Origin of the sequence: Pseudoxanthomonas dokdonensis (assembly GCF_001431405.1) — a bacterium.
GTDB classification, from domain to species: domain Bacteria; phylum Pseudomonadota; class Gammaproteobacteria; order Xanthomonadales; family Xanthomonadaceae; genus Pseudoxanthomonas_A; species Pseudoxanthomonas_A dokdonensis.
On the sequence record NZ_LDJL01000011.1, the window covers coordinates 289,572 to 301,349 of the forward strand.

Annotated in this window: 10 protein-coding genes and 2 tRNA genes; 1 reads left to right on the forward strand and 11 read right to left on the reverse strand. The window is 64.0% G+C overall.

Translation table 11 applies throughout. From position 1 onward, the window contains the following. Positions 1-12: 12 nt before the first annotated feature. From ABB29_RS10945 to ABB29_RS10990, 9 genes are all read right to left on the reverse strand, one after another. Complete coding sequence (locus ABB29_RS10945; RefSeq protein ID WP_157062606.1) at positions 13-798, reverse strand: 4'-phosphopantetheinyl transferase family protein; 786 nt, start codon at positions 796-798, stop codon at positions 13-15. Between the two features lie 146 nt (positions 799-944). Next, positions 945-1,021: transfer RNA gene (locus tag ABB29_RS10955), tRNA-Arg, on the reverse strand. 181 nt (positions 1,022-1,202) lie between these two features. Continuing rightward, positions 1,203-1,295: transfer RNA gene (locus tag ABB29_RS10960), tRNA-Ser, on the reverse strand. Between the two features lie 85 nt (positions 1,296-1,380). After that, on the reverse strand, positions 1,381-1,590 hold the full coding sequence (gene csrA, locus ABB29_RS10965) for a carbon storage regulator CsrA (protein WP_057658947.1): 210 nt from the start codon (positions 1,588-1,590) through the stop codon (positions 1,381-1,383). Positions 1,591-1,740: 150 nt separating this feature from the next. Next, complete coding sequence (gene alaS / locus ABB29_RS10970) at positions 1,741-4,395, reverse strand: alanine--tRNA ligase (RefSeq protein WP_057658949.1); 2,655 nt, start codon at positions 4,393-4,395, stop codon at positions 1,741-1,743. Positions 4,396-4,503: 108 nt separating this feature from the next. After that, positions 4,504-5,061 (reverse strand): regulatory protein RecX, encoded by a 558-nt coding sequence (locus ABB29_RS10975; RefSeq protein ID WP_083487812.1) that lies wholly within the window; start codon positions 5,059-5,061, stop codon positions 4,504-4,506. Between the two features lie 17 nt (positions 5,062-5,078). Then, a complete protein-coding gene (gene recA, locus ABB29_RS10980) occupies positions 5,079-6,116 on the reverse strand; it encodes a recombinase RecA (protein WP_057658951.1) in 1,038 nt (345 codons plus the stop codon). Positions 6,117-6,296: 180 nt separating this feature from the next. Continuing rightward, the gene (gene lexA / locus ABB29_RS10985) at positions 6,297-6,938 is read right to left on the reverse strand and encodes a transcriptional repressor LexA (RefSeq protein ID WP_057658953.1); all 642 of its coding nucleotides are present in this window, start codon (positions 6,936-6,938) and stop codon (positions 6,297-6,299) included. A 46-nt stretch (positions 6,939-6,984) separates the two neighbouring features. After that, the gene (locus tag ABB29_RS10990; protein ID WP_057658955.1) at positions 6,985-7,482 is read right to left on the reverse strand and encodes a CinA family protein; all 498 of its coding nucleotides are present in this window, start codon (positions 7,480-7,482) and stop codon (positions 6,985-6,987) included. A gap of 180 nt (positions 7,483-7,662) precedes the next feature. Between ABB29_RS10990 and mutS the strand changes: the two genes are divergently transcribed. After that, the gene (mutS, locus tag ABB29_RS10995; protein WP_211260729.1) at positions 7,663-10,248 is read left to right on the forward strand and encodes a DNA mismatch repair protein MutS; all 2,586 of its coding nucleotides are present in this window, start codon (positions 7,663-7,665) and stop codon (positions 10,246-10,248) included. Positions 10,249-10,281: 33 nt separating this feature from the next. On the opposite strand, the gene ABB29_RS11000 is transcribed toward mutS, so the two are convergent. Both ABB29_RS11000 and ABB29_RS11005 read right to left on the reverse strand, forming a co-directional pair. Beyond that, positions 10,282-10,911 (reverse strand): glutathione S-transferase family protein, encoded by a 630-nt coding sequence (locus ABB29_RS11000; protein ID WP_057658957.1) that lies wholly within the window; start codon positions 10,909-10,911, stop codon positions 10,282-10,284. Between the two features lie 99 nt (positions 10,912-11,010). Next, complete coding sequence (locus ABB29_RS11005; protein ID WP_057658959.1) at positions 11,011-11,703, reverse strand: helix-turn-helix transcriptional regulator; 693 nt, start codon at positions 11,701-11,703, stop codon at positions 11,011-11,013. Positions 11,704-11,778: the final 75 nt, after the last annotated feature.

Genomic DNA, 11,778 nt, shown 5'->3' on the forward strand with positions numbered 1-11,778 from the left:
GCCGGCAGCGCATCAATCCGGCCGCAACCGCACCAGCCGCAGGTCGGCTTGTGGCCGCAGCGCGACCGCGGCCAGATAGTCGGCTGCCGGGCCCAGCATATCGACGCGGATCTGGCTGCTGCGGTCACCCGGCAGGGTCAACAGCGCACCTTCCCCGGCGGTAAAACCGCACATCTCCAGGCCCAGGCCGACGCCCGCGGCCTTGAGCATGGCTTCCTTGCGGACCCACAGCGACAGCAGGTGTCGCTCACGCTGCGCCGGCGCCAGGCCGGTCAGCTCACCGGCTTCGGCAGGGTGGCAGATGCGGCTGGCGATTTCGGCCAGATTGCCGCAGCGTGACAAGGGCTCGATATCGACACCGACGCGCTGGCCCACGTCCACGGCAATGGCCAGAAGATGTTCGGCATGACTGAGGCTGGTCGCCGCCACGCAGCCTTCCAGCACCGGCGCACCAGTCGCGGTGCGGCCGAGTTCGACATCCATTGGCGCACGGCCGAGCACATGACCCAGCACCAATCGGTGCAACGCATAGGCCAGCACCCGCACGTCACGATCCTGCTGCCGGTGCTGGCGCAACACCCGGCCACGCTGTGCGTCGTCGAGCCAGTACCAGGCCGGTTGCAACGACGATTGCCACTGGCGCGCGTCGGCAATGACCACCACGGCCTGACCACCGAGGGCGGCGATGCCAGCACGGTACAACTGACTCGCTATCTGCTGCTGCAGAACCGCCGCTCCGGCGGCATCGGCAATGCCATGACCGTCATTGGCAAGCGGGTCCGCTGGTGGATTATGCAAAGTGGTGTCCGCACAGTGAGTCGTTGATTATCAACGTCGACCGTGCAGGCAAGCGGCCGTCTGGCAATAGGCGCAGAAGGCACAGCGCTAGAAGACAGGCAACAAAAAAGCCAGCAAGCGATGCCTGCTGGCTTTTTTGCCTTAGATGGTGCGCCCGGAGAGATTCGAACTCCCGACCGCCTGGTTCGTAGCCAGGTACTCTATCCAACTGAGCTACGGGCGCCTAAATAAGAAGCGGAATTATGCAGACGTTGTTACATTCCGTCAAGACAAAATTCCTCGCAACATTGAATTTTCCGGACCGGAAAAACCTCGCTGCGCATAACCTTCCATGCTCACCGCGAACACCGCTGGCGGTGGTCCGTGGCCATCATGGAAACCCCTGTTTCAAGGGGCGCCAGAAGTGGCGGAGTGAGAGGGATTCGAACCCTCGATAAGGCTTTTGACCCTATACTCCCTTAGCAGGGGAGCCCCTTCAGCCGCTCGGGCATCACTCCGGGAACTTCTATACCGTCGCAGCACTGCGGCGGCCGCATAGGATAGCGGCTGAATGCAGTGCCGGCAATCCCAATTTTCGCAATATCAGTCGGAAGACGCCTGATCATTGGCAGACGATGACACCATCTCATCGCCACGCTGGATGCGCTGGTAGATTTCCTCGCGATGCACGGCGACGTCCTTGGGTGCGGTGATACCGATGCGCACCTGGTTGCCCTTGACGCCGAGGACCGTCACTGTGACCGAGTCGCCGATCATCAGGGTTTCGCCGACACGGCGGGTCAGAATCAACATGTTTCTTCTCCATAGTCCGGGAGCGACGCTACCGGGGCCGCGCCTTTGGTGATGGAACACACAAAGACGCTTCCAAGAAAGGGTTGTTAACGGGTAATGGTAGCGGGGCCATGCAGCGGCCCGCAAGACCAATTTGAGCGAAGTTGCCGGTTAGTTTAAGCGTTCTTGCACCCAAGTGGTTACATTCTGGAGCGCGGAAGCAAGGGCGGGCCCATCCTCGCCACCACCCTGGGCGAGATCCGGGCGACCGCCGCCCTTGCCGCCAATCTGACCAGCGACATGCGCAATCAGTTCCCCGGCCTTGATCCTGCCTGTTGCACTACCGTTTACCCCGGCCACCAGGGCGGCCTTGCCGTCCTGGACGCCGGCCAGCACGATGACCGCATCACCCAGTTGCTGCTTGAGCCTGTCGACCGCATCGCGCAGAGCCTTGGCATCCAGCCCTTCGATGCGCTGGGCCAGCACGCGGATGCCACCAAGGTCGACGGCAGCGGCTGCCAGATCGGCGGTGGCACCGGATGCGGCCTTGGTTTTCAGGGCCTCGAGCTCGCGTTCAAGCCGCTTCTGGCGATCATTGAGGGCGCGGACTTTCTCGACCAGTTCCAGCGGATTACCACCGACGATCTGCGCGGCCTGCTGCAGCTGCTGTTCCTCGCGGTCCACCCAGTCCAGCGCTCCCTGCCCGGTGACCGCCTCGATGCGGCGGACGCCGGCGGAAACACCGCCTTCGCTGACAATCTTGAACAGGCCGATATCGCCGGTACGGGCGACATGGGTGCCGCCACACAACTCGGTCGAATAACCGCCCATCTTCAGCACCCGCACCCGCTCGCCGTATTTTTCACCGAACAGGGCCATCGCACCGAAGTCGAGTGCCTCCTGCATGCCCATGTGATGGACTTCGGCGGCGTGGTTGGCGCGGATCTGGGCATTTACCTGGCGTTCTACTTCGGCCAGCTCCGCAGCGCTCATCGGCTGGAAATGCGAGAAATCGAAGCGCAGTTTGTCCGGCGCCACCAGCGAGCCCTTCTGCTGGACATGGCTACCGAGCAATTCGCGCAGTGCCGCGTGCAACAGGTGGGTGGCGGAATGATTGAGGATGGTTGATGCGCGACGCTGGCCATCAACCTCGGCACTGACGACATCGCCGAGCGCAAGCCGACCCTTGCCGACCGTGCCGAGATGCCCGTGGAACTGGCCGGCGAACTTGAGGGTGTCATCGACCTGCAGCTGCATCGCGCCGTTGTGCAGGGTACCGGCATCGCCGACCTGGCCACCGGACTCGGCATAGAACGGACTGCGATCGAGGAACACGACGACTTCCTCGCCAGCATCGGCATGTTCCACCGGTCGCCCATCCCTCAGCAGCGCCACCACCTTCAGCTCGTCCGCTTGCAGGCCGTCATAGCCAAGGAAATCGGTCGGCGACATCTTTGCGACCAGATCGGCAGGCAAGCCGGCACTGGACGCGAACTTGCCGGCGGCGCGCGCGGTTTCGCGCTGCTGCTGCATGGCCGCATCGAAGCCGTCCATGTCGACCGACAGTCCACGCTCGCGGGCGATATCGGCGGTCAGGTCAACCGGGAATCCATAGGTGTCATACAAGCGGAAGGCATCGGCGCCAGGAATCACCGACTGCGATCGCGCCGCCACTTCGTCGAAAATGCGCATGCCCGAGTCCAGCGTTTCGGCGAAGCGTTCTTCCTCGGCCTTCAACGCGCGCTCGACCAGTTCCTGGGCAGCAGTGAGTTCAGCATAGGCACCGCCCATCAACTGCACCAGCACCGGCACCATCTTGTGGAAAAACGGCTGGCGCACGCCAAGCATCCAGCCATGACGCAGGGCGCGGCGGATGATCCGGCGCAACACATAGCCACGGCCTTCGTTGGAGGGCAGCACGCCATCGACAATCAGGAACGAGCAGGCGCGGATGTGATCGGCAATCACCCGCAGCGACTTGTTCTCCAGATCAGCGGTGCCGGTCAGCTCGGCCGCATGCTTGATCAGGGTCTGGAACAGATCGATTTCATAATTGGTGTGCACGTTCTGCAGGATCGCCGCCAGCCGCTCCAGGCCCATGCCGGTATCGACGCAGGGCGCCGGCAACGGCTGCAGGCTGCCATCGGGCTGGCGATCAAACTGCATGAACACCAGATTCCAGATCTCGATGAAGCGATCACCGTCTTCATCAGGCGAACCCGGCGGACCGCCGGCGATATGGTCACCGTGGTCGTAGAAAATCTCGGTGCAGGGACCGCAGGGGCCGGTGTCGGCCATCTGCCAGAAGTTATCCGATGCGAACGGTGCGCCTTTGTTGTCGCCGATACGGACGATGCGCTCGGCTGGCACGCCAATCATCTTGTGCCACAGGTCATAGGCTTCGTCATCGGTGTGATAGATGGTGACCAGCAACCGTTCGGCGGGCAGCTTCCAGACCTGGGTCAGCAGTTCCCAGGCCCAGGCGATGGCTTCCTTCTTGAAATAGTCGCCGAACGACCAGTTGCCGAGCATCTCGAAAAAGGTGTGGTGGCGTGCGGTATAGCCGACTGAATCCAGATCGTTGTGCTTGCCGCCCGCCCGCAGGCAGCGCTGCACGTCGGCTGCTCTCACATAGCTGCGCTTTTCCGCGCCAAGGAACACGTCCTTGAATTGCACCATGCCCGAGTTGGTGAACAGCAGGGTCGGGTCGTTGCCTGGGACCAGCGAGGCTGACGGCACCACCGTGTGGCCCTTGCCGCGGAAGAACTCGAGGAAGTCGTTACGAATCTGCTGGGTGCTGAGGGGTGTGGCGCGGGGGCTGGTCATAACTCTGGCATGGGCTGGAGGGGGCGCAGCCGACGACTGCGTACCCACCACATGCGGACACAGCACCGGACTGACAACCAATGCTCTAGATTAACAGGCCGGAGCCGTTCAGTCCTCCGCCCCAAGCCGGGTCGCCCGCTGGATGGCATCGCCTTCGAATCCGCGCCGGAACAGCAGGTCGGCGGCTTTGCGCCGCTGCGCCAGGCTTTGCAAGCCGGCCGGACCGAAACGGCGGCGGACGAGGTCGCACGCCGTTTCGGTCCAGTCGCCATCAAACCCATCCATTGCTTCGCTGATCAGGTCGGCCTCGAGCCCCTGTTGCGACAGCTCGGCGCGGATCCGCCGTGGTCCGTAGCCGCCGCTGACCCGGCTGCGGACAACCAGCTCGGCGTAGCGGCGGTCGTCCTGCCAGCCCTCCCCGGCCAGACGCTCGACCACGGCCTCGGCTTCGGCCGCTTCGACGCCTCGTTCGACCAGTTTGCGGGCCAACTCGCGGCGCGAATGCTCGCGCCGGGTCAACAGCGCCAATGCCCGTTGCAGCGGTGTCAGCGGCTGGCGGCCACGTTTGCCTTCAGCCGCGGGTGATGACGGTGACGACCCATCCTCGCCATCTTCATGGGCATCCTGCCCCACCGTATTCCGCCGCTTATGGCCCCAGCCGCTCATTGCCCTACGCCAACGACTTACTCGTCGTCGGCTTCGTCACCAGCCGAATCATCGGCGACGACGACCGGTTGCAGGCGTTCGCGCAGTTCGGCCTCCAGACGCGCGGCAATCTGCGGGTTCTCACGCAGGAAGGTACGGGCGTTGTCCTTGCCCTGACCGATGCGTTCCTCACCGTAGCTGTACCAGGCACCGGCCTTGTCGACCAGCTTGGCTTCCACGCCCAGCTCGATCAGTTCACCTTCGCGGCTGATGCCTTCGCCGTACAGGATTTCGGTGACGATCTGCTTGAACGGAGGCGCCAGCTTGTTCTTGACCACCTTGATCTTGGTCTGGTTGCCGATGATCTCGTCGCCCTTCTTGATCGCACCGATGCGGCGGATGTCCAGGCGTACCGAGGCATAGAACTTGAGTGCATTGCCGCCGGTGGTCACTTCCGGGCTCTGGCCCGGCATCATCGCGCCGATCTTCATGCGCAGCTGGTTGATGAAAATCACCGTAGTGTTGGAGCGCTTGATGTTACCGGTCAGCTTGCGCAGCGCCTGGCTCATCAGGCGTGCCTGCAGGCCCGGCAACTGGTCGCCCATCTCGCCTTCGATTTCCGCCTTGGGGGTCAGTGCCGCGACCGAATCGACCACCACGATGTCGACCGAGCCCGAGCGCACCAGCATGTCGGAGATCTCCAGCGCCTGTTCGCCGGTGTCCGGCTGCGACAGCAGCAGGTCGTCGACGTTGACGCCCAGACGGGCGGCATAGATCGGGTCGAGCGCATGCTCGGCGTCGATGAAGGCAGCGGTGCCGCCCTGCTTCTGGCACTGGGCAATCGCCTGCAGGGTCAGGGTGGTCTTGCCGGATGACTCCGGCCCGTAGATTTCCACCACTCGTCCGCGCGGCAGGCCGCCTATGCCCAGGGCGTTGTCCAGCATCAGCGAACCGGTGGGAATGATCTCGATCGGTTCGATGACCCGGTCACCCATGCGCATGACCGAGCCTTTGCCGAACTGGCGCTCAATCTGGGTCAGGGCCACGGAAAGGGCGCGCTTCTTGTTCTCGTCCATCGTCAGTTCCTCAAAGGTTCGAATCGGTTGATGCAAAGACTAATCAGGGTCAATCGCACGGGCTGCGACAACACGGCCCGGAGATGAATCATGCAAGCGTCGGGGCGCGGCGACCATCGGAGATCATCCCGGTGCGGCTCGGATAAAACCACCTTGTGCGTGGGCAATTCCGCAGTTGGTTCATCGGTTCGGCCTCACCAGCCCGCAATACAGTCCTTCGATTGCGAAGTCCTGGTCAGGCAGCACTTCAATCGGCGAATAGTCGGGATTGCGCGGCAGCAGGCGGATCCGGTCCTTGCCGATCTTCAGCAGCTTGACGGTGATTTCCTCATCGATGCGGGCGACCACGATCTGGCCCGAGCGGGCGTCGCGGGTGCGGTGTACGCCAATCAGGTCGCCGTCGAAGATGCCCTCGTCGCGCATCGAATCACCCATCACCCGCAGCAGGTAGTCTGGCGATGGTGCAAAGAAAGTGCGGTCCAGCATCACGTAATCATCGACACCAGCATCGGCACCAATCGGCGCACCGGCCGCGACTCGGCCCAGAATCGGCAGACGCAAGGCGTCATCCTGGTGCGACTGCAGGTCCAGCGCGTGCTGGCTGGGAGCCGGTGCCTGCAGCAGGCGGATGCCGCGGGCACGGCCGGGAACGCGTTCAATCGCGCCGGCAGCTTCCAGCGCTTCCAAGTGGTACTGCGCGGCGCGGACGCCCTTGAAGCCCAGCGCGCGCGCGATTTCTGTCTGCGACGGCGGCATGCCTTCGGACTCGAGGCGCTCGGCGATCAGGGCAAGGATGGCTTGCTGGGTATCGGTCAGGTCCATGCTTAGTAGTATTACTACTAACGGATACCGGCCGCAAGCTTTTTCTTCAGTTGATCAGCTCATCCAGCCCGCGCAGCGCGCTGGCCACGGTCTGGCGCCGCACCGCGTCGCGGTCGCCATCGAAATGGAACACCTGCGCACGTGCATAGCCGCCGCGGCGCTTCCAGCCAATCCAGACCGTGCCGACTGGCTTGTCTTCGCTGCCGCCCCCCGGTCCGGCGATGCCGGTGACCGCCACCGCCACGGTCGCGCCGGAATTGACCAGCGCACCCGACACCATCTCGATCACGGTTTCACGGCTGACCGCGCCGTGGGTTTCCAGCGTCTGTGGCTGTACCCCCAGCAGCGCCTGCTTGGCCTCATAACTGTAAGCGGCCATGCCGCAGTCGAACCACTCCGAGGATCCGGCGATGTCGGTCAGCGACTTGGCGATCCAGCCACCGGTGCAGCTTTCGGCGGTCACCACGTAGTCGCGGTTGTCTTTCAAACGCTGGCCCAGGGCCTGGGCCAGTTCGCGCAATTGCTTGTCGTCGGGAATTGCCATTTGCTTTCAACGTGAGGACTCAGCCGTTTGTAGCTCAAATTGGCGGTGCTGTCTTGTCCGAGCTGCCGCGCGACGGCGGTTGCCTGCGCGCCGGCCCAACGATCCGGCCTTTCCACTAGAATCCAAACCCCTGGCCCAGCCGTCAGCGGCCACCATCACGATCGCCAAGCGCAAGGATTTATGAGCGGCAGCAAAGCAGACCACACTCCGTTGATGAAGCAGTTTTTCGCCGCCAAGGCCGAATATCCGGATCTGCTGCTGTTCTTCCGCATGGGTGATTTCTACGAGTTGTTCTATGACGACGCGCGCAAGGCGGCGCGGTTGCTGGATATCACCCTGACCCAGCGCGGCAACTCGGCCGGGGCGCCGATTCCGATGGCCGGTGTTCCGCACCATGCCTACGAAAGTTACCTGGCGCGGCTGGTGGCGCTGGGCGAATCGGTGGCGATCTGCGAGCAGATTGGCGACCCGGCGCAGGCCAAGGGGCTGGTCGAGCGCAAGGTAGTGCGGGTCATCACCCCCGGTACGGTCACCGATGAAGCACTGCTCAGCGAGCGACGCGACACGCTGCTGATGGCGGTTTCGCGCAATCGAGGCGGTTATGGGCTGGCCTGGGCGGATCTGGCCGGTGGCCGTTTCCTGGTCAACCAGGTCGAAGGCGACGACGCGCTGGAGGCGGAACTGGCGCGACTGGAACCGGCCGAACTGCTGCTGCCGGATGAAGATGGCTGGCCGGGGTTTCTGCAGCAGCGGCATGGGGTTCGCCTGCGCGCACCGTGGTTGTTCGATGCCGACAGCGGCCGCCGCCAATTGCTGCAGTTTTTCGGCCTGCACGACCTCAACGGCTTTGGCCTGGAGCAGCAGCCACTGGCGATCGCCGCTGCTGGCGCATTGCTGGGCTACGTCGAGGAAACCCAGCGCCAGCGGCTGCCGCATCTGACCGCGATAACCTTCGAATCGGCCGACGACGCCATCGCCATGAATGCGGCCACCCGTCGCCATCTGGAACTGGACAGCCGGGTTGATGGTGATCATCGGCACACCCTGCTCGGCGTGCTCGATTCGACCGTCAGCCCGATGGGTGGGCGGTTGTTGCGGCGTTGGCTGCACCGTCCGCTGCGTGATCAGCAGGTGCTAGGTGAACGTCATCTGGCGGTGTCGACGTTGATCGACAGCGCCGCGGCTGACAGCTTGCGGGAATCGTTCCGCGCGCTCGGCGACATCGAGCGCATCCTGACCCGGATCGCGCTGCGCTCGGCGCGCCCACGGGATCTGTCGACCCTGCGCGATGGACTGGCACTGCTGCCGCAGATCCGCCAGCAACTGCAACCGTTATCCTCCCCACGCCTGCTGCAATTACATGATGCACTGGGCCAGCACGACGATTGCACCGCCCTGCTGCAGCGCGCGGTCGCGACCCAGCCGCCGCTCAAGCTCAGCGATGGCGGGGTGCTGGCCGACGGCTTTGATGGCGAACTCGACGAGCTGCGCCAGCTCAGTACCCACGCCGACCAGTTCCTGCTGGATCTGGAACAGCGCGAACGCGCCAGCAGCGGCATCGCCACCCTCAAGGTCGGCTACAACCGCGTCCACGGCTATTACATCGAAATCAGCAAGGGCCAGTCGGACAAGGCGCCGGTGCATTACACCCGCCGGCAGACACTGACCAATGCCGAGCGCTACATCACCGAAGAGCTGAAGGGATTCGAAGACAAGGTACTGTCGGCGCGCGAGCGCTCACTGGGCCGCGAAAAGCAGCTGTACGAACAATTGCTGGATACATTGCAGGCGCATCTGCCCGGCCTCAAGCAATGCGCGCATGCCTTGAGCGAGCTGGACGTGCTGGCCGCTTTCGGCGAACGCGCGCAGGCGCTGGACTGGGTTCGCCCGGTCCTGCAGGCAACGCCCGGACTGCGCATTGAACGTGGCCGCCATCCTGTGGTCGAGGCGGTACGCGACGAACCGTTTGAACCCAACGACATCGCGCTCGACGAGCAGCGCCGCATGCTGATCATCACCGGCCCCAATATGGGCGGCAAGAGTACCTACATGCGGCAGGTGGCGTTGATCGTGTTGTTGGCGCATATCGGCAGTTTCGTGCCGGCCGACGCGGCGGTGCTGGGGCCGGTTGACCGCATCCTGACCCGCATCGGCGCCGGTGATGATCTGGCCAAGGGCCAGTCAACGTTCATGGTCGAAATGGCCGAAACCAGCTATATCCTGCACAACGCCAGCGGCCAGTCGCTGGTGTTGATGGATGAAATCGGCCGCGGCACCTCGACCTACGATGGCTTGGCGCTGGCCGATGCAGTAGCCCGGCACCTGGCCGACCACAATCGTTGTTACACCTTGTTCGCGACGCACTATTTCGAACTGACCGCGTTGGCGAGCGCTGACAGTGGCATTGCCAACGTGCATCTGGATGCGGTCGAGCACCAGGACCCGCAACGCGGCGACACGCTGGTCTTCATGCATGCGGTCAAGGACGGGCCGGCGGATCGCAGCTTTGGCCTGCAAGTGGCGGCCTTGGCGGGCCTGCCCCGCAGCGCCGTGCAGCAAGCACGGCGACGGTTGGCGGAGCTTGAGCAGCGTGGCAATCAAAGCCAGGCGCGGCAGATGTCGCCGGAAGCGCTGGATGCGCCACAACAGCTTGGCCTGTTGCAGGCGCCGAGCGCCGCCCTGGATGCACTGGCGGCGCTCGAACCCGACGATCTCACGCCGAAGCAGGCGCTGGAAGCGCTGTACCGGCTGAAAGCGCTGCAGTAATCGACAGCATTAACGCAAAGAGCAGTCCGCCAGTCAGGCTTTCATGCTCGGATGGGGATGCGCTGGAACCAGTGCATCGTCGCGTTGGCGCGCGGCCAGCGCCGCCGGACGTTGCGCGTGCCTGGCCACGAACGCTTCAAACGCGGGCCGCCGCGGCAGATGTCCGAATGCCATGTAGTATTCGAGAAAGGCGGTCATGTACAGGTCGGCGGTAGTGAACTGATCACCAGCCAGATGGGTCTTGCCCTGCACTGCCTGTTCCAGCGTCAGCAACACGTCTTCCTCGTTGCCGTAGCCGGCACCGGGCACCAGCGTACCGCCCTGCTTGGCGGTCATCAGCGCCTCCACCGGACCGGCCAGGAACAGCAGCCAGCGATAGTAGGCGCCGCGCTCCACTGATCCGATGGCCGGTGCCAGTTTCTTTTCCGGTGCCAGTTCGGCCAGGTACATGCAGACGGCGGCGTTCTCGGTTACCACCATATCGCCATGGCGAATGGCCGGCACCTTGCCCATCGGGTTGATCGCCAGGTACTCAGGCGACTTCATGTCCGCGCCGTAATCAAGGATGACTTCATCGTAGTCCAGGCCGGTTTCCTCCAGCATCCAGCGGGTGATGCGGGCGCGGGAAAACGGATGGGTATAGAACGTCAGTGCGTGGCTCATGGCGTCATGCCTGGTTGCTGAGGAGATCCCAGTGTGCGCAGTGACTGCTGACAACCCGTGTCAGCAGTGTCCAGCCGCAACCGGCAGGGGCCGTTCCGCTCAGCGCGCGGGCAGACGCACCAGCTGCTGCCGCCAGCGCTGCAGCAACTGGTGGCGCGGCTCGGGGTAAGGGCGGCCGGTGTCCTCCAGGTTCACGACCCGATCGGCACGGAAATGACGGAAATCGTTGCGCTTCTCGCACCACGCCGCCAACAGCCGCACATCGGCGAGGAAGGCCATCGCGAACGGCCATATCACCCGCTCGCTGGCACGACCCGCAGCGTCCTGATACTGCATCCGCAGCGCATGGCCTTCGCGAATCGCCCGCCGCAGCGTCGGCAGCCACGGTTCGGGTTCGACCGGACTCCAGTCCGGGGCGAACAATCCGCTGGTCTCCACCTGCAGTCGCAACTGCTCGGGCAACACGCTGGTGATCCGCTCCAGCGCGTTGCCGGCTGCCGCCGCCAACCCGGGGTCCGCGTGCGATGCCACCCAGCGCGTTCCCAGTACCATGGCTTCCAGTTCCTCGACCGAAAACATCATCGGTGGCAGCATGAAACCCGGGCGCAGCTGGTAGCCCACCCCGGGGTCGCCGATGATGTCCGCGCCCTGCCCGCGCAAGGCGTCGATGTCGCGATACAGCGTGCGCAGGCTGATGCCCAGTTTTTCGGCCAGTTGCGCCCCGCGCACGGCACGGCGTCGACCGCGCAGGTCATCCAGCAGGCGCAACAGGCGGGTGGCGCGAATGGTCATTGCTCGCAGGTCCGGGCAATGACTGCGGCAGTGCAATGGACAAGCATGGAGTGCAAACAGGCAGCGGGAATTCTT